At 71.5% G+C, this 21,227-nt stretch carries 23 protein-coding genes and 1 tRNA gene; 11 read left to right on the forward strand and 13 right to left on the reverse strand.

Annotation, left to right across the window (positions count from 1 at the left end; translation table 11 throughout):
* The first annotated feature begins 87 nt into the window (after positions 1 to 87).
* Genes IFT51_RS08735 through IFT51_RS08745 form a run of 3 tightly spaced genes read left to right on the forward strand, consistent with a single transcriptional unit; the run spans position 88 to position 4,659 of the window.
* Positions 88 to 294, forward strand: coding sequence for a heavy-metal-associated domain-containing protein (locus IFT51_RS08735; protein WP_243214286.1), 207 nt, complete (start codon positions 88 to 90; stop codon positions 292 to 294).
* Complete coding sequence (locus IFT51_RS08740) at positions 287 to 2,362, forward strand: cytochrome c oxidase assembly protein (protein ID WP_192060704.1); 2,076 nt, start codon at positions 287 to 289, stop codon at positions 2,360 to 2,362. The genes IFT51_RS08735 and IFT51_RS08740 overlap by 8 nt, the downstream gene beginning before the upstream one ends.
* The gene (locus IFT51_RS08745) at positions 2,359 to 4,659 is read left to right on the forward strand and encodes a heavy metal translocating P-type ATPase (protein ID WP_320477915.1); all 2,301 of its coding nucleotides are present in this window, start codon (positions 2,359 to 2,361) and stop codon (positions 4,657 to 4,659) included. Before IFT51_RS08740 ends, IFT51_RS08745 begins: the two co-directional genes overlap by 4 nt.
* Positions 4,660 to 4,679: 20 nt before the next feature.
* Here IFT51_RS08745 and IFT51_RS15560 read toward each other — a convergent pair whose 3' ends face one another.
* The 5 genes from IFT51_RS15560 to IFT51_RS08770 all read right to left on the reverse strand — a co-directional run bounded on the left by IFT51_RS15560 (position 4,680) and on the right by IFT51_RS08770 (position 8,118).
* Positions 4,680 to 5,522, reverse strand: coding sequence for a M56 family metallopeptidase (locus tag IFT51_RS15560; protein ID WP_192060705.1), 843 nt, complete (start codon positions 5,520 to 5,522; stop codon positions 4,680 to 4,682).
* Between the two features lie 50 nt (positions 5,523 to 5,572).
* On the reverse strand, positions 5,573 to 5,953 hold the full coding sequence (locus IFT51_RS08755; protein WP_192060706.1) for a BlaI/MecI/CopY family transcriptional regulator: 381 nt from the start codon (positions 5,951 to 5,953) through the stop codon (positions 5,573 to 5,575).
* 63 nt (positions 5,954 to 6,016) lie between these two features.
* On the reverse strand, positions 6,017 to 6,898 hold the full coding sequence (locus IFT51_RS08760; protein ID WP_192060707.1) for a thioredoxin domain-containing protein: 882 nt from the start codon (positions 6,896 to 6,898) through the stop codon (positions 6,017 to 6,019).
* A 188-nt stretch (positions 6,899 to 7,086) separates the two neighbouring features.
* Entirely contained in the window at positions 7,087 to 7,650 is a 564-nt protein-coding gene (locus tag IFT51_RS08765; RefSeq protein ID WP_192060708.1) for a hypothetical protein, read from the reverse strand.
* Positions 7,651 to 7,737: 87 nt separating this feature from the next.
* The gene (locus IFT51_RS08770; protein WP_192060709.1) at positions 7,738 to 8,118 is read right to left on the reverse strand and encodes a helix-turn-helix domain-containing protein; all 381 of its coding nucleotides are present in this window, start codon (positions 8,116 to 8,118) and stop codon (positions 7,738 to 7,740) included.
* A gap of 65 nt (positions 8,119 to 8,183) precedes the next feature.
* Between IFT51_RS08770 and IFT51_RS08775 the strand changes: the two genes are divergently transcribed.
* Both IFT51_RS08775 and IFT51_RS08780 read left to right on the forward strand, forming a co-directional pair.
* Positions 8,184 to 9,032, forward strand: coding sequence for an SDR family oxidoreductase (locus IFT51_RS08775; RefSeq protein WP_192060710.1), 849 nt, complete (start codon positions 8,184 to 8,186; stop codon positions 9,030 to 9,032).
* Positions 9,033 to 9,105: 73 nt separating this feature from the next.
* Positions 9,106 to 9,591: a GNAT family N-acetyltransferase gene (locus tag IFT51_RS08780; RefSeq protein ID WP_192060711.1), complete on the forward strand. Its 486-nt coding sequence runs from the start codon at positions 9,106 to 9,108 to the stop codon at positions 9,589 to 9,591.
* A gap of 145 nt (positions 9,592 to 9,736) precedes the next feature.
* Here IFT51_RS08780 and IFT51_RS15565 read toward each other — a convergent pair whose 3' ends face one another.
* From IFT51_RS15565 to IFT51_RS08805, 5 genes are all read right to left on the reverse strand, one after another.
* Entirely contained in the window at positions 9,737 to 10,936 is a 1,200-nt protein-coding gene (locus tag IFT51_RS15565) for an MFS transporter (protein ID WP_192060712.1), read from the reverse strand.
* Positions 10,937 to 10,999: 63 nt separating this feature from the next.
* The gene (locus IFT51_RS15350) at positions 11,000 to 11,203 is read right to left on the reverse strand and encodes an ArsR family transcriptional regulator (RefSeq protein ID WP_192060881.1); all 204 of its coding nucleotides are present in this window, start codon (positions 11,201 to 11,203) and stop codon (positions 11,000 to 11,002) included.
* A gap of 452 nt (positions 11,204 to 11,655) precedes the next feature.
* Positions 11,656 to 12,315 (reverse strand): HAD hydrolase-like protein, encoded by a 660-nt coding sequence (locus IFT51_RS08795; RefSeq protein WP_192060713.1) that lies wholly within the window; start codon positions 12,313 to 12,315, stop codon positions 11,656 to 11,658.
* Positions 12,316 to 12,530: 215 nt separating this feature from the next.
* Positions 12,531 to 12,603, reverse strand: a tRNA-Arg gene (locus IFT51_RS08800).
* Between the two features lie 99 nt (positions 12,604 to 12,702).
* Positions 12,703 to 12,993: a hypothetical protein gene (locus tag IFT51_RS08805; protein ID WP_192060714.1), complete on the reverse strand. Its 291-nt coding sequence runs from the start codon at positions 12,991 to 12,993 to the stop codon at positions 12,703 to 12,705.
* Positions 12,994 to 13,154: 161 nt separating this feature from the next.
* Between IFT51_RS08805 and IFT51_RS08810 the strand changes: the two genes are divergently transcribed.
* On the forward strand, positions 13,155 to 14,015 hold the full coding sequence (locus IFT51_RS08810) for a phosphatase PAP2 family protein (RefSeq protein ID WP_192060715.1): 861 nt from the start codon (positions 13,155 to 13,157) through the stop codon (positions 14,013 to 14,015).
* 212 nt (positions 14,016 to 14,227) lie between these two features.
* Here IFT51_RS08810 and IFT51_RS08815 read toward each other — a convergent pair whose 3' ends face one another.
* Complete coding sequence (locus IFT51_RS08815; protein WP_192060716.1) at positions 14,228 to 15,430, reverse strand: VIT1/CCC1 family protein; 1,203 nt, start codon at positions 15,428 to 15,430, stop codon at positions 14,228 to 14,230.
* 252 nt (positions 15,431 to 15,682) lie between these two features.
* On the opposite strand from IFT51_RS08815, the gene IFT51_RS08820 reads away from it, so the two are divergent.
* Positions 15,683 to 16,594, forward strand: a complete 912-nt coding sequence (locus IFT51_RS08820) for a DUF429 domain-containing protein (protein WP_192060717.1) — start codon at positions 15,683 to 15,685, stop codon at positions 16,592 to 16,594.
* On the opposite strand, the gene IFT51_RS08825 is transcribed toward IFT51_RS08820, so the two are convergent.
* Entirely contained in the window at positions 16,591 to 16,977 is a 387-nt protein-coding gene (locus IFT51_RS08825; RefSeq protein WP_192060718.1) for a YchJ family protein, read from the reverse strand. The genes IFT51_RS08820 and IFT51_RS08825 overlap by 4 nt on opposite strands.
* Positions 16,978 to 17,044: 67 nt before the next feature.
* Entirely contained in the window at positions 17,045 to 17,458 is a 414-nt protein-coding gene (locus IFT51_RS08830; protein WP_192060719.1) for a VOC family protein, read from the reverse strand.
* Positions 17,459 to 17,603: 145 nt separating this feature from the next.
* Between IFT51_RS08830 and IFT51_RS08835 the strand changes: the two genes are divergently transcribed.
* The 4 genes from IFT51_RS08835 (at position 17,604) to IFT51_RS08850 (ending at position 21,065) form a co-directional block, all read left to right on the forward strand.
* On the forward strand, positions 17,604 to 17,999 hold the full coding sequence (locus tag IFT51_RS08835) for a hypothetical protein (RefSeq protein ID WP_192060720.1): 396 nt from the start codon (positions 17,604 to 17,606) through the stop codon (positions 17,997 to 17,999).
* Between the two features lie 64 nt (positions 18,000 to 18,063).
* Positions 18,064 to 18,954, forward strand: a complete 891-nt coding sequence (locus tag IFT51_RS08840; RefSeq protein WP_192060721.1) for a metallophosphoesterase — start codon at positions 18,064 to 18,066, stop codon at positions 18,952 to 18,954.
* A 136-nt stretch (positions 18,955 to 19,090) separates the two neighbouring features.
* Complete coding sequence (locus tag IFT51_RS08845) at positions 19,091 to 20,107, forward strand: NAD-dependent epimerase/dehydratase family protein (RefSeq protein WP_192060722.1); 1,017 nt, start codon at positions 19,091 to 19,093, stop codon at positions 20,105 to 20,107.
* A 55-nt stretch (positions 20,108 to 20,162) separates the two neighbouring features.
* On the forward strand, positions 20,163 to 21,065 hold the full coding sequence (locus tag IFT51_RS08850; RefSeq protein ID WP_192060723.1) for an aminodeoxychorismate lyase: 903 nt from the start codon (positions 20,163 to 20,165) through the stop codon (positions 21,063 to 21,065).
* Positions 21,066 to 21,227: the final 162 nt, after the last annotated feature.

The following is a 21,227-nucleotide window of genomic DNA, read 5'->3' on the forward strand; positions in this document are numbered from 1 at the left end:
AACACGTTCGCCACCGCGTTCTACAGCACGTAGAGTGGGAGGTGCGTGAGGCGTCGACCGGGAGGCCTCCACTTGAGAGGACCCCCTGTGCAGACCACGTTCACCGTCGCCGGCATGACCTGCGAGCACTGCGAGAAGCGAGTCACCGGGGAGGTGGGCGATGTCGTCGGTATCGAGGCAGTGACCGCCGACCACGTGACGGGCCTGCTCTCCGTGACCAGCGCCTCCGCCCCCGATCCCGAGGCCGTCCGCGAGGCGGTCGAGGAGGCGGGCTACACCGTCGTCGATGGCTGAGACGATCCCGCCACCCCCCGCAGCCGCCGCCTCAGCGGGCCCCTCGCGGCGAACTCGCGATCGGCGCGCGGCCCTCGGCTCGGTCTTCGTCGGCATCCCGCTGCTCGCCGTCGTCGTGACCGTCGTCGTGATGGGCCCGTCCGGGTACGAATCCCTGCACCGACCTGTGCCCGACCTCGTCACATCCCTGATAAGCGGTCTGCTCCGGGTCGTGGCCGAGTGCGCCGGCTCCGTGACGGTGGGCGCATTGTTCTTCGCCGCCTTCATCCGAGCACGCTCGGGCGCCCGCCGGCTCGTCGTCGACAACGGTCGTGACCTGAGCACCGTCCGGTGGGCGTCGCTCCTCTGGGCCCTCAGTGCGACGAGCCTCGCAGCCGTCGACGCCGCCGACGCCAGCGGGCAGTCGCTCGATCGCCTGCTGGAACCCGGCTCGCTCGCGTACCTGATGTCCGCCTCCTACCTGCCCGGCGCGTGGGTGGTGGCAGCTGTCGTCGCGTGGACCATCTACCTGATGGCGAACTTCCTGGGGACATGGCAGCCGCTCCTCATCATGCTCGCCCTCAGCATCCTCGCCGTCCTCGCCCCTGTCGTGGTCGGGCAGGTCCTGGTCGGACCGCAACACGACTTCGGCGGAGATGCTGCCATCATCGGCACACCCGCCACGACCATCCTCACAGGACTCGTGTTCCTGGTCGCCTGGGCTGCCGCGCGAGGGGACGCCCTCGGCGCGGTCGAGGCCCGCCGACTGCGGTGGACGGCGGTCGTTACCGGCGTGATCGCGGCGGGCACCCAGACGATCATCGCCGCGTTCATGCTGGCAGGCTCGGCCCCGTGGGAGAGCGCGACGGGGTGGCTGTTCCTGGTGCGGTTCGCCCTCCTCGGCGCCCTCGGCGTGCTCGGTTGGCGGGCGACACGGCCCGCTGCCGCTCCGCAGCACTCGACCTGGACCATCACGGCACTCGCCGCTCTGCTGCTCTCCGCGCACCTCGGGATCACCAGTGCCATGACGCGCATCCCGCCTCCTCAGTACTTCGTCCCCACCTCGGTGGACCAGGTGTTCCTCGGCTACGACGTCGACAGCGAGCCGAGCCCGCTCGTGCTCCTCCTGGAGTGGCGGCCCAACATCCTCTTCGCCGTCCTGACCGCCGCCGGGATAGGCCTGTACCTCTGGGGTGTCCGACGGCTCCGACAGCGCGGCGATGCCTGGCCCGTGGGACGCACGGTCGCCTGGGTGCTCGGCTGGGCCACGGTGTTCCTCACGACGTCATCCGGTCTCGGCAAGTACTCCAGCGTGTCGTTCAGCCTGCACATGATCCTGCACATGTCCCTCAACATGCTCGGGCCGCTGCTGCTCGTGATGGGCGGCGTCGTGACGCTCGCCCTGCGAGCCAGCACCGCACACCGGAGGAACGAGCCCGCAGGCGTGCACGAGTGGATCACCGCCATGCTCAACTGGCGCCTGACCCATGCCTTCTACCACCCCATCCACGTCTTCGTCTCATTCGTCGGCACCTACTACCTGCTCTACCTGACGCCGATCTTCGGGGAAGCACTGAGGTACCACTGGTCGCACCAGCTGATGAACCTCGACTTCCTCATCATCGGCTACGTCTTCTACAGCCTCGTCATCGGCGTCGACCACCCGCCGCGGCCTCTGCCCCACATCGGCAAGCTCGGCCTCGTCCTCGCCGCGATGCCCTTCCACGCCTTCTTCGGCGTCGTCATCATGTCGAGCGAGACCGTGATCGCACGGAACTACTACGAGTACATCGGCAAGTGGTGGATGACCGACCTCGCCCACGACCAGTACGTCGGCGGCGGCATCGCCTGGGCCGCCGGCGAGCTGCCCCTGATCGCAGTCGTCATCGCCCTCGTCACCCAGTGGTCGAGACAGGACTCCCGACGCGCGAAGCGGGTCGACCGCCACCTCGACAGCGGCATCGACGACAGCTTCGAGGCCTACAACGACATGCTCAATCGGCTCTCCGGCCGGAGCACCACCCCCTCGGGAACGCCCGAGACGACGGCGACCGCCGAGCGGGTGCCCGAGATGAAGGACCAGACGTGACCACCACCTCCCAGCCCACGGCAGCCGTCGACACGACCACCGCCCCGTCGGAGGCGTACTTCGAGCTCGACGTCGGCGGCATGACCTGCGCGTCGTGCGCGAACGCCGTCGAGCGGAAGCTCAACAAGCTCCCCGGGGTGACCGCCTCGGTCAACTACGCCACCGAGCGCGCGCTCGTCTCGGGGCTGGCGCCCGCACAGGTCGACACCGCCATCGCCGCGGTCGAGAAGGCGGGCTACGCCGCCGCGATGCGACAGGGCGACGACGACAGCTGGACCGCCAGGGCCACCGAGACCACCATCACGTCGCTGCGTCGCCGACTCGCCGTGGCTGCTCTACTCACCATCCCGCTCTGCGACCTGACGATCCTGCTCGCGCTCGTCCCCGGTTTCCGGTTCGACGGATGGCAGCTCGTCTGCGTCCTGCTGGCCGTGCCCATCGTCACGTGGGCGGCGTGGCCGTTCCACAAGGCGACCTGGCGCAGCCTGCGTCGAGGCACGTTCGGCATGGACAGTCTGGTCTCGCTCGGCAGCATCGTGTCCTTCGGGTGGGCCGTCTACACGCTCGTCTTCGCCCCGAGCACGGAGCCGGGCTACTGGCTCGGCTTCGGCGTGACCCCCGCCGGCGCCGACGCCATCTACCTCGACGTCGCTGCGGGCATGGTCACGTTCCAGCTCGGCGGACGCTACTTCGAGACCCGCTCGCGCCGCCGCGCGGGCGACGTGCTGAACGCCATCGGGAACCTGGCCGTCCGGCAGGCCCGCGTCCGTGACGCCGACGGCACCGAGCGTGTCGTGCCGTCGACCGAGCTCCGTGTCGGGGACACGGTCGTCGTCCTCCCTGGCGAGCGGATCGCCGTCGACGGGACCGTCTCGTCCGGGACGTCCACCGTCGACACCAGCGCCATGACCGGCGAGTCCGTCCCCGCGGACCTCGCACCGGGAGACGACGCCATCGGCGGCACGGTCAACGTCACCGGACGTCTGGAGATCACCGCCGTCACCGTCGGCGCCCGCACCCGCCTGGCCCAGATGGCGGCCCTCACCGAGGACGCCCAGAGACGCAAGGCCGGGGTGCAGACCTTCGCCGACAAGGTCTCGTCCGTCTTCGTGCCCTGCGTGATCGTTCTCGCTGTCATCGTGACCGCCATCTGGCTCCTGATCGGTGCCGAACCCTCGACGGCCGTCGGCAACGGCATCGCCGTCCTGATCATCGCGTGCCCCTGCGCACTCGGCCTCGCCACCCCGACCGCGCTCATGGTCGGCATCGGACGCGGCGGGCAGCTCGGCGTGCTCATCAAGGGACAGGACGCCCTCGAGGCGAGCGGTGTCATCGACACCGTCGTCCTCGACAAGACCGGCACCGTCACCACCGGCGGCATGCGCGTCGTCGACGTCGTCGTCACCGGGATACTCGATCGCGAGACCCTGCTGCGCCTCGCCGGCAGTGTCGAGACGGCCTCGGAGCACGCTGTGGCCCGCGCCGTCACAGCGGCAGCATCCGCCGAGGTCGGCATCCTGTCGACGCCCGAGGGCTTCACGGCGCTGACCGGCCTCGGAGCCCGCGCCGTCGTCGACGGCCACCAGATCCTCATCGGCAACGCCCGCCTCCTCCGGGAGAACGGGATCGAGCTCGACGCCGTGCTCACCGAGGCGGTCGAACGGCTCGGCTCGACCGGCGCCTCCGCGGTCCTGCTGGCCGTCGACGGTGTCGCCTCGGCCGTGTTCGGGGTGCACGACGACATCAAGCCGTCCGCACCTGCCGCGGTCGCGGGGCTCCGAGCACTCGGCCTGCGCACCGTGCTCCTGACCGGAGACACGGACGGCGTCGCGCAGACGGTCGGCGCAGCCATCGGAGTCGACGAGGTCATCTCGGGTGTCCTGCCGACCGACAAGGCCGCTGCGATCTCCGCCCTCCAGACCGACGGCCACAGGGTCGCGATGGTGGGTGACGGCGTGAACGACTCCGCTGCTCTCGCGACCGCCAACCTGGGGCTCGCCATGGTGCAGGGCACCGACATCGCGATGAAGGCCGCCGACATCATCCTGGTCAGGGACGACCTGCGTGTGGTGGTGGACGCCGTCCAGCTGTCACGCCAGACGCTCCGGACGATCAGGCTCAACCTGGTCTGGGCCTTCGGGTACAACGTCCTCGCCATCCCCCTGGCTGCGGTCGGCTTGCTCAACCCGCTGATCGCAGCGGCGACGATGGCCCTGTCGTCGGTGCTCGTCGTGTCGAACAGCCTGCGGCTGCGCTCGTTCGAGCCGAACCGCAGCGGAGGCGCACCCCGCGGGTGATGCGCCTCTGCTGACGTCGGTCAGCCGTGCACGCGCACTGCCAGCGGAGACCGCCGACGGGACGGTGAGTGCCGGTTGCTCGCCTCCACAAGGCGACGAGCGCGGAGCGACAACGACTCGTCCCGGGCGAGGTGCGCCATCTTGACCAGCGCGTTGGCGGTGTGCACCGTTCCCAGGCGCCGCGCGGCCGCGTCGTCGGCGATGAGCTCGACGAGCATCCTGGTGGTGCGCTCCAGGTGCCGGGCTCCAGCCAGGCCCGGAGTGCACGCCCTGTTGAGCTGCGCGAGCTGCGCGATCACGCCGTGGTGCTGCCGCAGGTGCGTCCGCTCGTGCTCGACGACCGCCGCCAGCTCCATGGCGGTCAGAGCCCGCTCGAGCGCCGTCGTGACGAGCACCCGGTTGCTCGGGGCAGGGATGCTCATCGCGAAGGCGCGGTCGAAGGGCACGACGGTCACATCGACCCCTCCCACCCGTGTGCTCGGGTGGCAGGCCGCCACCAGCGCCATCTGCTGGTGCAAGGCCCGGTCCGTCGCCGCGAGCGGCTCGAAGCGCGTCGTGACGAGCGCCACCAGCCCCCCTACGGCGACGAGACCGCCCCAGCCGACCACGACCAGCACCGTCGACGCGAACCACCCACCCATCGGGTCCGACGAGGCTTCCCGAGAGAATGCGACCGCGGCCATCGAGTTGACGAGCCCGAGAGCAGCCGCCGCGATGCCGCCGAGGAACGCGGTGTACCAGGAGGCGAGCGCCAGCCGCGGCCAGCGGAACCGCCAGCGGCCGTGCGCCAGCACGAAAGGTGCACCGACGATCAGCACGAGCGACGCCCCGATGCAGGCGAGCACGATCAAGGCGACCGCCACCTAGATCACCCTGCCCGAGACGAGCTGGCCAGGGACCAGCCGTCCAGGGGTCAGTCGGCTTCGAGCGCCGCCCGCAGCGCCTCGACGTCGCGAGGATCGAGCTGCCCGGCGAAGCGCAGCAGCGCAGCGCTTCGGTCGCTGCTCGCCACGAGGGCGGAGACCATCGTGCTCGCAGCGGACTCCGACTCCGACTGTGCCGCCGAGAAGACGAATCCGCCGCCCGCAGCGGGTGCCTTGACGACGGACCCCTTCTTGTGGAGACGATCGAGGATCGTGAGCACGGTCGTGATCGCCGGGGTCGCGTCGAGCTCGAAGGTCGCCTGGACCTCTTTCGCCGAGGCAGGAGCGCCCGCACGCCAGAGGGCTCTCATGACCTCGTTCTCGAGCTCGCCGCGAGAACGCTTGGCGGGAGTGTCGGACTTGTCGGTCATCCCTCGACTCTATCCGGGCGACGGCTTCCCCGATGGTCACGACGGCCCGGGGTTCCGCGGACCTCACGGCGCCTCCGTGCCCGTCGCCCCACCCGACACCTGCGCCACGAACTGCGCGAACGCAGCGGCGTCGGTCGGCGAGCCCTGGTACTGCTGGCCGTTGACCAGCACGGTCGGCGTCGCGGACACCGCGGCGAGGTCGGAGTTCGGCACCGGGTCGTTCAGCGCGCGCTCCGTCGCGGAGGTGACCCACTCCGTGAACTCGCCGTCGGTGATGCAGGAGGCGACGGCAGGGTCGTCGACGCCGGCGCCCTCCACCAGCGTGACCAGCTCGTCGTTCGTCAGGCCGGTGGTGTTCTCGGTCGGCTGCTGGGCGAACAGGGCGGTGTTGACGTCGAGCGCAGTATCAGGCTGGTAGTTCGCGACGCAGGCCAGCACGTTCGCCGACCGGGTCGAGTACTTCGACCCGAGGCTCGCGTTGTCGAGGAACCCGAGGGGGTGGATCTCGAGCTCGGCCGCTCCCTCGCTCACCCAGGTCTCGAGCTGTTCGGCGTTCGTCGTGTCGAACTGACCGCAGAAGGGGCACATGTAGTCGAGGTAGACGACGATGCTCGGCTTCTCGGTCGTGCCCGCCGCCGAGGGTGTCGGGGAGCCGTCGGCCGGCGTCGCGTCCGTCGTCACGGCCGATACGGTCGTGCCATCGCCCGACAGCAGGATGCCGTCACTCGCCATGTTCCGGGGGCCGGGGCCCGCCGGCACGAGGGACCTCGTGATCACGAGGGCGATGACGGCCAGCACCGCCAGCACGCCGACGATGAGACCGCCCTGAAGGGCCCACTTGTTGCGCCGACGGCGTCTGGCCTCGGCTTCACGGGTGATGCGGGCCTTCTCGCGGGCCGACTCCCGTCGTTCGCGTTTGGTTTCGGAGTTGTGTGTTGCGGACAAGATGACTCGTCTCGTTCTGGTCGGCACGGGGTGCCGGAGTTTCCAAGGTGCTCGTCCGGTCGCAGCGACGCAGACGGGCGCATGCCGGGACGTCGTCCACGGTGAGGATGCGCAAGAAGCTCTGCCGGCGTGTGAGCGACGGCAGAGCACACGACACGCGCTCTCGGCGCATCGTGCATCAGCTCGGATCAGGCGGCGAGCGGCGGTCCTCGAAGGGGCTGGGCAGGCGCCGCGGCGCGGAGCGCGTGGGGGATGATCCGTGCGACTCGCGGCACGAGGTGCCGGGCGATCCGCGGTGCGGTGGTCACCGCGATCCCCGTGGCGGAGATCACGATCAGCAAGACCCGGTCCGCCAGACCGATGGCAGCGCGGACGGCCCTCTCGCCGCGCCAGAGGCCGGCGACGGTCACCAGCCAAGCGGCAGCGTGCGCGATCCACATCACGCCGCCGTGGTGCATCGCCGGCATCGCCCCCGCTGCCATCGATGTGTCAGCCACGAGCACGAGAGTCTCGTGTGCGTGGTGCCCGCCGCCGGTGACGGCTACACGAGCAGCGCCTCCTCCCCCCAGGGAGAAGAGCAGGTGGAAAGCCGCCTGAGAGACGGCGACGACGATCGAGAGCCGGACGAGCGACGGGCCTCTTCCCGCTAGGGCGACACCCAGTGGCAACGAGAGGGCGATCGCGAGGACGACGCCGAGCACGCCAGGAGAGGAGCCGCCACCCGCGACGTGCGAGAACGCTGCCAGGGTCACTGCAACGAGGGTCGCCGATGAGCCACGCGCCAGGCGTCCCCATCTCGACTGCACTGTGGCCGCCTCCCGCTCGTTCCGGTTCTCAGCCTAGATGGCTGACGCCGCAGGTCGGTGGGAGTCCGCCGTCGCGGCGTCGTCGGTGTCCGCGACGGCGGGGACGGCCAGCGCCCAGGCGTTCATCGACTCGAGCACGGGTCGGAGCCCGAGCCCCGTCGGGGTCAGCTCGTAGACGACCCGCGGGGGGATCTCGGCGTAGACCGTCCTGGTGACGAGGCCCGACGTCTCGAACTTGCGGAGACGGTTCGTCAGAGTGTGAGCACTGATGCCCGGCAGCGACTCCTTCAGCTCGGAGAACCGGGCCGGCCCCTCGAGCAGATTCCGGACGATGAGGGTCGCCCAAGGGCCGTCGAGCAGGGTCAGGAACTTCGCGATGCCGCACTCGGGCCAGATATCCCCACAGAAAGCCATGAAAAAAGAGCTTAGGCCAATAGTGCAGTTGACGTAACCGATGCACTAGATGCACTAATTGGTCCATGACCTATCTCATCCACGGCGCCACGGGCGCCCAAGGCTCCCCCGTCGCCGCTGCACTCACCAAGTCCGGCGCCTCCGTCGCTGCGGCTGTCCGCGACCCCTCCACATATTCGGGAGACGGCACCGCCGTCGCCGTCGACCTCACCTCTGTCGCATCGCTGGCGGCCGCCTACGAGGGCGTGGACGGCGTCTTCGTCCACCTGCCGATCGGCACGAATGAGCAGCAGCTCGCTCACGCCCGCAACATCGTCGCCGCGGTCGACCGGGCACGTCCCGGCCGCGTCGTCGTCTCCACCAGCGGCTACCCGACCGAGGACGACGGCTCGGGCGCAAACCCCGTAGCCGCGCTGATCGATGGGCTCACGGCAACCGGCGTCTCGGTCGCGATCGTCGCGCCTCGCCTCTTCCTCGAGAACCTCCTGCTGCCTCCCGTCACGGCCGGCGTGGAGAAGGATGGCGTGCTCCGCTACCCGATCCGTCAGGACTACGCCGTGTCGTGGAGCTCGCACCTCGATGTCGCGGACGTCGCCGCACGGCTGCTCACCGACGCGTCCGTCGTCGGCGTGGTCGGAGTCGGCGCCCTTCCCGGTCTGGTCGGAGCGGATCTCGCCGCCGGCTTCGCAGCGCAGTCCGGTCGCGCCGTCCAGTTCGAGTCCCAGGAGCCGGACGACTTCGGGAGCCTGATCGAACCGCTCTTCGGCAAGGCCGGGTCCGACCCCGTGGTCGACTCGTACCGCTGGCGCGCCACGCAGGAGTCCGAGCTGATCGACCCGGCGACCAGCGCCCAGGAGCGTCTCGGTCTCAGCCCTCGCTCCGTCGAACAGTGGCTGGTCGATCTACAGGGCTGACGCTGGGTACGGTGGGGTGCCGGGCCTGCTGAATGATGGGATCACCGTGGACGACAGTTACACCCTCCGCCCGATGAGCGAGGCGGACCTTCCCACCGTGCTCTCGATCTACCAGCAGGGAATCGACGGAGGCGACGCGACCTTCGAGTCGGCTCCACCGACTCCGGAGCAGTTCGATGCTTCGAGGCTCGCAGAGCACCGGATCGTCGCGGCCTCCCGCTCCGGCCGCGTCGTCGGCTGGGCTGCTGTTTCACCGGTGTCTCCCCGGGCTGTCTACGGCGGCGTCGTCGAACACTCCGTGTACGTCGATGCCGCCGCCCGAGGCTTCGGAGTCGGGCGAGGGTTGCTCCGGGCCCTCGTGGAGTCGACTGAGGCAGCGGGCATCTGGACCTTGCAGGGAGTCGTGTTCCCCGAGAACACGGCCAGCCTCGCGCTCCACGCCGAGCTGGGGTTCCGGGTGGTCGGCCGGCGGGAGCGGATCGCCGCACCCCTGGCCGGGCCCCTCGTGGGACGTTGGCGAGACACGATCCTCATCGAACGTCGATCCCAGCTCACGTGACGGATTGTCGCCGGCCCAGGGGTTGCGGCCCTTGTTCGCCGTGGCCTGGGTCACCGGCCGAGGGTGCGCCCTGCCCCCAAGGGATGTCATGGCCTCGTCGTGATGAAGCGTGTGATGTGAGGGTGTGGTTCCAGGCCGGTCGACCTCAGGTCAGATGACTGTGGCGCCGTCTTGTGAGTGCGGGCGCGAGAACGGCGGCGACGAGGAAGAGGGTCGCGACGGGCCAGAGCGCCGGCAGCAGCCCGAACCCCTGGGCGAGCAGACCGATCAGAGGTGGCCCGATGAAGCTGGCGACGTACCCCACGCTCGCGACCAGAGCCACTCGTGCCGCGGGATCGTTCCCCTCGGCTGCAGCGGACATGCCGAGGGGGAAGCCCATGGAGACCCCGACTGACCAGAGGACCACGCCCACGACGAGCGTCACCGTGCCGAGGTCGAGGATGAACAGGACGACGCCCACCAGACCCAGGATCGAGGTCCAGCGGATCATGCTCGCCCGGCCGAATCGGTCGACCAGAGGTCCAGCGGCGACTCGCACCACCACTTGAGCTGCGGAGTAGATCGCGATCGCCAGTGCTGCGAAGGTCTCCGGTTGATCCAAGGCATCCCGCACGACGACACTGATCCATCCGTTGGCAGCCCCCTCACCGAACTCCGCGGCCAGCATCACGACCCCGATCGCCAGGAGCCGGCCATCGATCAAGCGAAGCAGTGGCATTCGCGACCGTCCTGGCCCCGGCGCTGGCCTCGACCGGCGGGTTCCGCGGCTGCCTGATGGAATAGCGCGCACGAGCAGGACTCCTGCAATCGCGATCAGGGCAGCTTGGGTGAGCAACTGGGTCTGAGGCGGGATGCCGAGAGCGGCGCAGGCAGCACCAACGCCCGAGCCGATCACGGCTCCTCCAGGCCAGGCAGCGTGCATGAGGGGCAGAAGCGACCGTCGAGACAATCGTTCGATGACTGCGCCGTCGATATTGATCAGCACATCCGTCGCACCGACACCGGCCCCGGCGATACCGAGCCCGAGGAGCAGCACTCCGACACTCCCCATCGCCACACCGAGGGCGACGGACACCACACCGATGGCCATCGTCATCGCCGTGACGAGGAGGGCGCGCCGCCCACCGACGCCGGAAAGCAATGTGCGTGAGGCGGCCAGCCCAGCCATGGACCCGAACGTCGTCGCTAAGAGAACGAACCCCAGCTCCGCGTCGGACAGGCCGAGATCCGAGCGGATCGCCGGCAACCGGGCCGCCCAGCTCGACAGCGCGAATCCACCCAACGCGAACGCACCGAGGATGGCGAACAGCCACCCCCGACGAGCCCTTGCTGCTGCCTCTGTCACTATGCCCCCAAATTTTACAACGTTGTAATCCTGAGCTTAGGGGACATGCGCGCTTCGCCTCAGTCAGCCCTGGTGCGCCTCGTCTGCATGCTCGACGGCGTCGTCGACGATGTGAGACACGTGCCGGTCTGCCACCGAGTAAATGGCTTCACGGCCGACGCGAGACAGCCACGCGGCCCGCAGGACCCTGAGGTGCTGCGACACGAGCGGCTGCGAGAGACCGGAGGCCTCGACGAGAGCGGTGACGCCTGACTCGCCCTCGCCGATGCCCCTTCAGGACGCTGTCGACCAGGGGGAGGCGCTGCTGCGGGACGCCGCCGAACGCACCCTTCGGCTCGTCCTGCTCGGTTCATCCATCTCAGCTCGACAGACGGATCGGGGTCGGCATCTGCAGAGCCTGTGAGCGACTCCGGCCAGGGGATGCAGGTTGCCGTGCGAGCCTGTTCATCAATAGGCCGGGTCCGACCCCGTGGTCGACTCGTACGCTGCCGCGCCACGCAGGAGTCCGAGCTGATCGACCCGGCGGCCAGCGCCCAGGAGCGCCTCGGTCTCAGCCCTCGCTCCGTCGAGCGATGGCTGGTCGACCTGCAGAGCTGACGCTCAGTTCGACGGCTGTCTCGCCGGCTTCACGTCGGGGCGTCGACGGCGGCGGCGTCGGGCACTCGATGCACGTCGACGCCGTCGCCCAGATTCCGGGTGGTGGCTCGGGGTCGGGGTCGCTAGGCGATCGGTCCACCCAGGACGAGGTCTCCCACGTCTCGAGGCGCGGCCGCCGTCAGCCGTGCGCCCGCGCGGCGGAGCTCCTCGGCGGTCCCGAAGCCGTAGAGCACCCCGATCACGTCGACACCGTTCTCCAGGGCGGCTTCCACATCGTGCTCGCGATCGCCGATCATCACGACCTGTCCCGGCGAAGCGCTTCTGGTCTGCAGCGCGCGACGGAGCGTGACGGCCTTGCCGACCACGTCGTCGGGAGCACGACCGTGCACCGTCGTGAAGGAGGAACGGAGCCCCGTCGTCTGCAAGGCGCCCTCGGCGAATTCCTGGATCTTGGCCGTCACCACGCCGAGCTGGACGCCGGCAGCGAGCAGACGTTCGAGGAGCTCGCCGATGCCCGGGTACGGACGGTACTGGGCGATCCCCCCGTCTGCGTAGTGATCACGGTAGTGCCCGACGGCCTCGGTCACGGCCGCCGCGTCGAACCCGTAGAGATCACGGAAGGAGTGCTCCAAGGGCGGGCCGACGAATCGACGCAGAGCCGCGGGGTCGGCCTCTACGACACCCATCCGGGCCAGAGCGTGGGCTGCAGCCTCCGTGATGCCCGAGCCCGGGTCGCAGAGGGTTCCGTCGATGTCGAAGAGGGCGATGTCGTAGTGCCGCATGTGTTCTCCTGACCTGTGGATCTAGGACGATACCCACCACTCGCCTCCGAACGAGAGCTGGCCGAGCTCTATCAGCGGGACGTGCAGGAGGGACGTGGTCGTCTCGCATCCGGCGGTCGCCTACGGCGCGCCAGCGACGCCGGGCCGCTGGGGGTTCGAGTCCCGGAAGGCGCACGAAAAAGGCGGCCCACGTAGTGGACCGCCTTTTTGTCGTGTGCGCCTGGAGGGACTCGAACCCCCAACCTTCTGATCCGTAGTCAGATGCTCTATCCGTTGAGCTACAGGCGCATTTCTCCGGCCGATTGGCCAGAGGAAACACTACACGAGGCAGGGCCTCCCCGCCAATCGGCCCGGAGGGCGCGGGTCAGGCCCAGCCGGAGGCGCGGGTCAGGGAGCGCGCGGACCCTCGGCGTCGTCGTTCCGCTCGCCGAGCAGCTCGTCGATGTCGTCGGCGTCGGCGGTGCCGGTCCGCTCGCGCATGTCGCCGGTCGCGTCGCGACCGTTCACGTCGTCGGACCCGCCACCGGAGCCGGCGTCCGACCCGGGCGCGGGCGGGGCGTCGGCCGTGCCGCTGTTCTCCGACACCTCGACGGTGGGGGTGTCGTCGCGCTCGCCGAAGGTGCTGTCCTCGTCGGTGACGCCGCCCTGGTGCGGCTCGTTGCTGTTCGTCGTGCTCATGGATCCTCCTCGATCGGGTAGGTGACAGTCTCCACCTGCCCGACCCGCGCCTCCCAGGCTCACCGCAGACAAGGCCGACGAACCTGGGAGTCCCTCGGCTTTCGGGTCATTCCGTGCCCCGTGGGAGGTTCCGCCCAGCGACCATGTTGTTTCATTGGTCGGTGTCCGCTTACCCGACCGTCTCCGCACCCCCGGCTGTCCGCCGCCCGGGTGCCACTCGGTGGGCGGTCACCTCGGGCGTCGCAGCCGTCGCTCTCGTCGGCGTCTACATCGCGGCAGTGCTGACGCCGGCCGGCCAGCGGGTCGAAGACAGCATCCTCGCGTCGGTCGACGGCAACACGCTGCTGCAGTCCGGCGTCGCGCTCGATGCGATCTCGCCCACGGCCGTGCTCGCGATCCTCGTGCTCACCGTCGGCGTCTCGCTGCTGCGCCGCCGCCCGGGTGCCGCGATCCAGTCGGCAGGGCTGATCATCGGGGCGACCGTCACGTCTCAGCTGCTCAAGCAGTTCGTGCCCCGCCCCGACCTGACCGGCGAGCTCTACAGCAACAGCTTCCCGAGCGGGCACGCGACCATCGCCGTCGCCGGCCTGCTCGCGGTGATGACGGCGTTCGGCCGTCACCTGCGGCCCCTGCTCTTCGTGGTCGGCACGGCGTTCGCGGCGATCGTCGCCGAGCAGACGGTCGCCTACGGCTGGCACCGCTGCAGCGACGTGGTCGGCTCGTGCGCCGTGGCGCTGCTCTGGCTCGGGATCGTCCGGTTCGCCGCGACCCGCTGGTCTCGCGCTGCGACGACCGTCGACCAGGTCGGCGCGAAGTCGCACGCGGTGACCTCGAGCATCATCGGTCTCGCGGTCGTGGTGTGCCTCGCGACCTCGGGGGCGGTCTGGGGCATCGGCATCGGCAGCGACATGAGCCTTTCGGGGTCGACCGGGTACGGGGTGCTCGACGGCGCCCGCCTGGCCGCGGCGGGCGTGGTGCTCGTCACGGCCTGGATCGCCTGGAAGCTCGACCGCCGAGCCTGACCGCCGAGGAGGCGGCGCAAGCGGTGCGGCGGGTCGGTGTCCTCCGCGGCGGGTCAGCGCTGACCCGCCGCGAGTGACACGAACCCGCCGAAGCCATTACGCATCAGAACGTAATAGCTAGCGCGGGTTGGGGGTGCCCGCCGAAGCGGCTGCGCATCGAAACGTGATAGCCCGCGCGGGTTGCGGGGACCCGCCGCGGGTCGCCGTCGGGCTCAGCTCCCGCCGGTCCCGAACAGCAGCCCGAGCGCATACGTCACCGCGGCCGCGCCGAAGCCGATCGCGAGCTGCCGCAGGGCACGGCGCAGCGGACTCGCACCCGACAGCAACCCGACGACGGCGCCCGTGCCGAGCAGCGCGATGCCGACGAGCACCGCGGCGACGACGACGGCGGTGAGTCCCTCGAGGCCGAACAGGTAGGGCAGCACGGCGATGATCGCGCCCGATGCGAAGAAGGAGAAGCTCGAGCCGGCGGCTCCGAACGCGGTGCCCAGAGCGTCCCGGTCGTCGTCGGGAGCGGAGACCGGAGCAGCCGCATCACCGCGTACGTCGCCGGCCTCGACATCGCCGCCGACCCGCAGGTCGCGCACCGCACCTCCTCGTGAGCCGGAGTCGTCCGGACCACCGAAGGGCGCCTCCCCCTGGTCCGTCCCGCCGAGCACGGCGCGGGCCCGCGCATCGGCGTCGACCGCCGACATCCCGCGCGCGCGGAACACCAGCGCCAACTCGTTCGCGTCGACGTCGAGGTCGGCGAGCACTCCGCGGGTCGCGGGGTCGGGGGTCGACGCATCGAGCAGTTCGCGTTGCGACCGCACCGAGACGTACTCCCCCGCGCCCATCGAGAGCGCCCCGGCGAGCAGCCCCGACAGGCCGGTCAGCAGCACGACACGGTTCGACACCCCGGTCGCGCTGATGCCGAGCACGAGGGCCAGGTTGCTGACGAGTCCGTCGTTGGCGCCGAAGACCGCCGCCCGGAACGACCCCGAGAGCCGCGTCCGCCCGCGCTCGGCCAGGGCGCGCACCACCTCGCCGTGGATCCGCTCGTCGGCCGCCATCGCGTCGGTCGCGTCGACGTCGGTCGCGTACGGCGAGCGGGCCTCGGCGCTCTGCACCAGGGCGAGCACGAAGATCGACCCGAACCGCCGGGCCAGCAGGCCGAGCACGCGCGTGCGCACGTCGGTGCGCGCGGGGCGCCCGACCCGGTCGCCGAGCAGCGTGAGCCAGTGCTGGGCGTGACGGGCCTCCGCGTCGGCGAGTGCGAGCAGGATGTCGCGCTCTTCGCCCGTGCGGCGTCGGGCGAGGTCGCGGTAGGTGCTCTCCTCGGCGCGCTCGTCGGCGAGGAACCGGCGCCACCGCCGCAGATCGGCGGGCGTTGGCGCGGGCGCGGCGGCGACGGGGCCGCCCGGTGTGCTCGACATGCCCCCAGTATCGGTGCTCGCGGGCGGCCCGTGCGGCGCGGGGGGCGGGTTCGGCGCGGGGGGCGGGCGGCGCGGGCGGCGCGGGCGGCGCGGGCGCGGGCGCGGGGGCGCTGGTGCGGGCGCGGGGGCGCTGGTGCGGGCGCGGCGGCGGGCGGGTTCGNCCCGGCGAGCACGGGAACCCGCCGAACCACCCGGCTAGCACCGAAACCCACCGGAGCCCGGAGCCGAGGAGGCGCGGGTAGCGTCCCCGACGTGACCTCACCCCGCTTCGTCGGCATCGACCTCGCCTGGCGCGACTCGACCCCGGCGCGACCCGCGAACGAGACCGGTCTCGCCGTGATCGACGCCGACGGCACGGTGCTCGACGCCGGCTGGGCGCGCGGCGTCGACGAGGTCGTCGAGTGGATCGGCGCCTGGGCGACCCCGGGCTCGTCGATCGCGATCGACGCCCCGGTGCTCGTGCCGAACGCGACGGGCATGCGGCCGAGCGAGCGGGAGGTGGCGCGCGCCTACGGTCGCTGGCACGTCGCGGCCAACGCGAGCAGCGCCTCCTTGGCGTGGCTGGGCGGTCGCACCCTCGGCGAGCGCCTCGAGTCGGCGGGGATGGTCTACGACGACGGCGTGGCCGAGGTGCCGGCCGATCGGTCGTCGTACTTCGAGTGCTACCCGTACACGACGCTGGTCGGCATGTCCGAGCTGGGCTACGAGACCCGGCGGCCGCGCTACAAGCGACCCGACACGACGCTGCCGCTCGCCGATCGCCGGGCCGCGCGGGCCGCGGTCTGCGACGACCTGATCGCCCGCATGAGTGCCCTGGACTCGGCCACCCCGCCGCTGTCGCTCGCGTCGCACACGGTGTCGCGCCTCCTCGTCGACGAGCCCTCGCCGCTCGTCGACCGGGCCTACAAGCACCGGGAGGACCTCCTCGACGCGCTGCTCTGCGCCTGGACGGCGTCGATCAGGGTGCGGACGCCGGGGCGGCTGCAGGTGCTTGGCAGCACGACGGAGCCCGACGAGCGAGGGAGGCGCGCGACGCTCCTCGCGCCGGCCCGCGACTCGCAGCGGCTGGCTCCCGCGCCGCGGGCTCTCGGCCGCCCGGAGACGTCGGGCCGCACGCCCGGCGCCCCGGCCCAGGGCGCACCGGACCGGGGCGCACCGGCCTAGGAGACGTCGCCGTCGATGTACAGCCAGCGCCGGTCGCGGTCGCGTACGAACCGGCTCGCCTCGTGCTGCACGTGCACCTCACCGTCGGTCTTCGAGTGCGCCTCGAACTCGACGACGCCCGTGTCGTCGAAGGGACCGCCTCGCTCGGTGCGGAGGATGTCGAGCCGGAACCAGCGGGTGCCGGCCTCGACCTCGAGCGCGGTCGGCCGGGTCGACGGGTGCCAGGTGGCGGCGAGGTAGGGGGCGTCGCGCAGCGAGTAGGCGGTGTAGCGCGAGCGCATCAGACGCTCGGCGGTCGGCGCCGCGGCACCGCGGTGCAGGGGGCCGCAGCAGTCGCCGTAGACGTCTCCGCTCAGGCAGGGGCAGCGGGCGGTGTCATCCATCCCGCCATTCTCGCCGGTCGGCGCAGGGGGCCGCGGCGGCGGCGGCGCCGGCAGCGGCGGGCGGCGTTCAGGCGGCCTCGCCGGCGATGTTGACCATCCAGTGGATGCCGTACCGGTCGGTGACCATGCCGAAGCTGTCGCCCCAGGGGGCCTTCTCGAGCGGGACGCCGACGACGCCGCCCTCCGAGAGCCCGGCGAAGTAGGCCGTGAGCTCGTCGGCGTCGTCGCCGGACAGCGACAGCGAGATGGAGTTCTCGCTCTCGAGGGGGATGTCGTCGGGGCGGTCGGAGGCCATCAGCAGCATGCCGTTCGCCGCGATCAGCTGGCCGTGCATGAGGCGGTCCTTCTCGGCCGGGCCGCCCATGCCGAACTCGCCGAAGGTGCTGACCGTGTACTCACCGCCGAACACCGAGCGGTAGAAGTCGAGCGCCTCGCGCGCCGTGTCGCGGAAGGCCAGGTACGGGGTGAGCTGGGTGGGCATCATCGCTCCTCTTCGTCGGTGACGGCAGCATGGCACCGGTCGACCGCCGACGGAACCCCTTGCGGCGTCCTCATCCGCGACTCCCGTCCGGGGGCGACCCGAACTGGGCCTCGTCGGGCTCGGCGCCGGGTGGCACAGTGACACGATGAGCACCTCGCCCGGCGACGGCCCGCACGCCGTGCACGACGCCGAGCTCGTGTTCGCGCACGTGCGCGCGGTGGTCGGCGACCGGGCCACCCGCCAGGCGTCGCCCCGGCTGTCGGCACGACTGACGGCGCGGGCGCTGCGACGCGCCGGGTTCCACCACGTGACCGGCGAGCGGCTCACCGCCGGTGATCTGCGCCGCGACCGCACCCAGTTCTTCGACCGCAGCGAGACGGTGCTCGTCGAGGTGCTCGCGCTGCCGCGCTGGTTCTACGGCCTGTACGTCGAGCCGAACACCCCGACCTGCACGCAGTGGGCCGAGGTGACGGCCGTGCTCGACGAGCTCGGCCGCCGCGTCGACGCCCGCCTCGCCCCGGCCGACGACTTCGCCCACTGACCCCGCTCGCCCGCGTCGCGGCCCGTCGCGATCGGATGTCGGCGGCCGTCTCTACGCTGACCTCATGCAGCCACTCGCGCCGGGGGCCCTCCGCCTCGTCCATGTCAGCGACTCCCACCTGACCGGCGACGGCACCCTGCACCAGGGCGTCGTCGACACCACTGCGGCGCTCGACCGGGTGCTGGCCGAGGCGGGGCGGGTCGAGGGGGTGCGACTGCTCGTCGGGTCGGGCGACCTGTCCGACGACGGCAGCAGCGCCTCCTACCGTCTGCTGCGCGGTCGGCTCGACTCCTGGGCGGCGCCACGGGGTGCGGCCGTCGCGCTGGTGCCCGGCAACCACGATCTGCGGGCGGGTTTCGCCGAGGTGTTCGGCGGAGACCCCGATGCGCCGCTCGACCGCGTCGTCGAGGTCGACGGCTGGCGCGTGATCGGGCTCGACACCTCGGTGCCGGGCGCCGGCTACGGCGACCTCCGCCCGCGCCAGCTCGATCTGCTGCGCGATCTGCTCGCGACCCCCGCCGCGCGGGGCACCGTGCTGGTGCTGCACCACCCGCCGCTGCCCGCACCGACCACGCTGCACGAGGCCCTGGCCCTCCGCGCTCCGGAGGCGCTGGCTGCGGTCATCGACGGAACCGACGTCAGGGTCGTGCTCGCCGGCCATTACCACCACCACATCGTCGGCGACCTCGCCGGCGTGCCCGTCATCGTGGCCCCCGGGGTCGCCAACGACACCGACGTCGCGGCGCCGGAGGGCACGGAGCGCGCCGTGCGCGGGTCGGGCTTCGTCGTCGTGGACATCGAGCCCATGGACGTCGAGCCCGGCGGCGGGCACGTCGGCGGCGTCCGATCGACGGTCGTGCGGGTGTACGACGCCCACGACGGCGACGAGGTCTTCTCACTCGATCGCGACACGGTCGAGCGGATCGCCGCGGAAGCCGGGCCGCCGCGCGACTGACACGAGCCGCATGACGATGACGACCGGAGGGCCCGCGGGCGGGCCCGGCACCCCGGCCGTCCAGCCCCTTGGCGTACGCTCGCAGCACACGCGGGCAGCGCCCGCACCCCTTGTCGCACAACCAGGAGGAGCCCGCATGCGCGTGGTCGTCGTCGGAGCCACGGGCAATCTGGGCACGGCCCTCCTCAGACGCCTGCAGGCCGAGCCCCGCGTGACCGAGCTCGCCGGTGTCGCACGCCGCGGGCCGCGCTCGGCCTCGCCGCCCTACGGCGACGTCACCTGGTTCGGCATCGACATCGGCGACGACGCCGCCCCCGAGCAGCTCGCCGCCGCGTTCGCCGGGGCCGACGCCGTCGTCCACCTCGGGTGGGCGCTGCAGCCCAGCCACGATCGCGACGCCATGTACCGGACCAACGTGACCGGCACCTCCCACGTCCTCGATGCCGTCGTGCGCGCCCGGGTTCCGCACGTGCTGATCGCCAGCTCGGTCGGCGCCTACAGCCGCGGCCCCAAGGGGCGCCGGGTCGACGAGTCGTACAAGACGCGCGGCGTGCGGCACTCGAGCTACTCGTCGTACAAGGCGACGAACGAGAGCGTGCTCGACGGGTTCTCGCGGCAGCACCCCGACGTCGTCGTGACGCGGATGCGCCCCGGGCTGGTGTTCCAGGCCGCGGCGGCGCGCGAGATCGTCGGGCTCTTCGCCGGGCGCTGGGTGCCGACCACCTGGCTCAGCCGGTTCCGACCGCCGTTCCTGCCGCTGTCGCCCCGCTTCGTCTCGCAGGTGGTGCACGCCGACGACGTCGCCGACGCCTTCTGGCGCGCCATCGACCGGCGGGCAGGGGGCGCGTTCAACCTCGCTGCCGAGCCCCTCGTCGACTCGTACTCGATCGCCGAGGCGTTCGGCAGCCGCGTCGTGCCCGTGCCCTACCGGGTGCTGCGCACCGCCGCGCTCGTGACCTGGCTGCTGCGCCTCCAGCCGACCGAGCCCGGCTGGCTCGACATCGCCGCGAAGATCCCGGCGATGTCGACCGAGAAGGCCCGTCGCGAGCTGGGCTGGGCTCCGACCCGCACGGCCGACGAGACCCTGCGCGAGTTCGTCGGCGGACTCGCCGCCGGCACGTCGAACGAGGCGTCGCACCCCCTCAGCGGCTGACCCGCGCCTCCGCCGCCACCACCAGCGCCACCGCCGCCGACCGAGGAGAACCGCCGTGTCCGACCTGCCCCCCGCCTCCCTCGTCGTCGTCGACCGGCCGATGCGGGGCACGCCGCCCCGGGGCCCCGGCGACGTCGGCTTCCGGCTCGTCGACCCCGACAGCATGACGATCCACGTCACCGACCTCGGGGTCACCCGAGGCGACGGCGTCTTCGAGGGCCTGGGCGTCGTCGACGGGGCGGTGCAGGCGCTCGAGCCGCATCTCCTGCGCCTGGCGCGGTCGGCCGCCATGCTCGATCTGCCCGAGCTCGACCTCGACGTCTTCCGCGCCGCGTGTCTCGCCTCGGCCGCCGCGCACGAGCCGGCTCCGTTCCTGCTGCAGAAGCTCGTCGTCACCCGGGGCATCGAAGGCGGCGACGGCACCCCCACCGCCTGGGTGCGGACCGCCGTGATGGACGACCCCGCGCCCGAGCGCCGACAGGGCATCTCGGTGGTCTCGCTCGACCGCGGTTACCGGCACGACGTGGCCGAGACGTCGCCGTGGCTGCTGCAGGGGGCCAAGACGCTGTCGTACGCCGTCAACAAGAGCGTGCTGCGCGAGGCCGCCCGCCGCGGTGCCGACGACGTCCTCTTCGTCAGCAGCGACGGCTACGCGCTCGAGGGTCCGTCCGCCTCGCTGATCGCCCGCTTCGGCGACCGGTACGTGACGCCGCGCACCGACCAGGGGATCCTCGCCGGCACGACCCAGGCGGCCGCGTTCGACGCACTCGGACGACGCGGAGTGACCGTCGAGTACGCGCTGCTGACGCTCGAGCAGGTGCGTCGGGCCGACGCGCTCTGGCTGGTCTCCAGCGGTCGGCAGATCGCGCCCCTCACGTCGCTCGACGGCGTCGCGCTGGTCGTCGACCACGACGAGACCGAGCGCCTCGGCGAGGCCCTCGTCGGGCGGCGGAGCTGACGCTGGCCCGCCCCTTCGGCACCGGCGGAGACAGCCGACGAACCCCGTTGTCCATGATGCGAACGGACTCCGTCGGCGACTGGACGACCCTCGGAGCCGGTGCGAGAGTGACGGTGCACCGGTTCACGGCGGTGCGACACCAGTTCCCCTCACGGTGACCAC

It is taken from the genome of Frigoribacterium sp. CFBP 13712, from assembly GCF_014842255.1.
Lineage (GTDB): Bacteria > Actinomycetota > Actinomycetes > Actinomycetales > Microbacteriaceae > Frigoribacterium.

Bases quoted from the DNA above. Each gene is read 5' to 3' on its own strand.
- IFT51_RS08775 (WP_192060710.1), top strand. From the start codon at position 8,184: ATGACCTATCTCATCCACGGCGCCACGGGCGCCCAAGGCTCCCCCGTC.
- IFT51_RS08815 (WP_192060716.1), bottom strand. From the start codon at position 15,430: ATGTCGAGCACACCGGGCGGCCCCGTCGCCGCCGCGCCCGCGCCAACG.
- IFT51_RS08835 (WP_192060720.1), top strand. From the start codon at position 17,604: ATGAGCACCTCGCCCGGCGACGGCCCGCACGCCGTGCACGACGCCGAG.
- IFT51_RS08770 (WP_192060709.1), bottom strand. From the start codon at position 8,118: ATGGCTTTCTGTGGGGATATCTGGCCCGAGTGCGGCATCGCGAAGTTC.
- IFT51_RS08825 (WP_192060718.1), bottom strand. From the start codon at position 16,977: ATGGATGACACCGCCCGCTGCCCCTGCCTGAGCGGAGACGTCTACGGC.
- IFT51_RS08740 (WP_192060704.1), top strand. From the start codon at position 287: ATGGCTGAGACGATCCCGCCACCCCCCGCAGCCGCCGCCTCAGCGGGC.
- IFT51_RS08830 (WP_192060719.1), bottom strand. From the start codon at position 17,458: ATGCCCACCCAGCTCACCCCGTACCTGGCCTTCCGCGACACGGCGCGC.
- IFT51_RS08845 (WP_192060722.1), top strand. From the start codon at position 19,091: ATGCGCGTGGTCGTCGTCGGAGCCACGGGCAATCTGGGCACGGCCCTC.
- IFT51_RS08755 (WP_192060706.1), bottom strand. From the start codon at position 5,953: ATGACCGACAAGTCCGACACTCCCGCCAAGCGTTCTCGCGGCGAGCTC.
- IFT51_RS08795 (WP_192060713.1), bottom strand. From the start codon at position 12,315: ATGCGGCACTACGACATCGCCCTCTTCGACATCGACGGAACCCTCTGC.
- IFT51_RS08780 (WP_192060711.1), top strand. From the start codon at position 9,106: ATGAGCGAGGCGGACCTTCCCACCGTGCTCTCGATCTACCAGCAGGGA.
- IFT51_RS08805 (WP_192060714.1), bottom strand. From the start codon at position 12,993: ATGAGCACGACGAACAGCAACGAGCCGCACCAGGGCGGCGTCACCGAC.
- IFT51_RS08840 (WP_192060721.1), top strand. From the start codon at position 18,064: ATGCAGCCACTCGCGCCGGGGGCCCTCCGCCTCGTCCATGTCAGCGAC.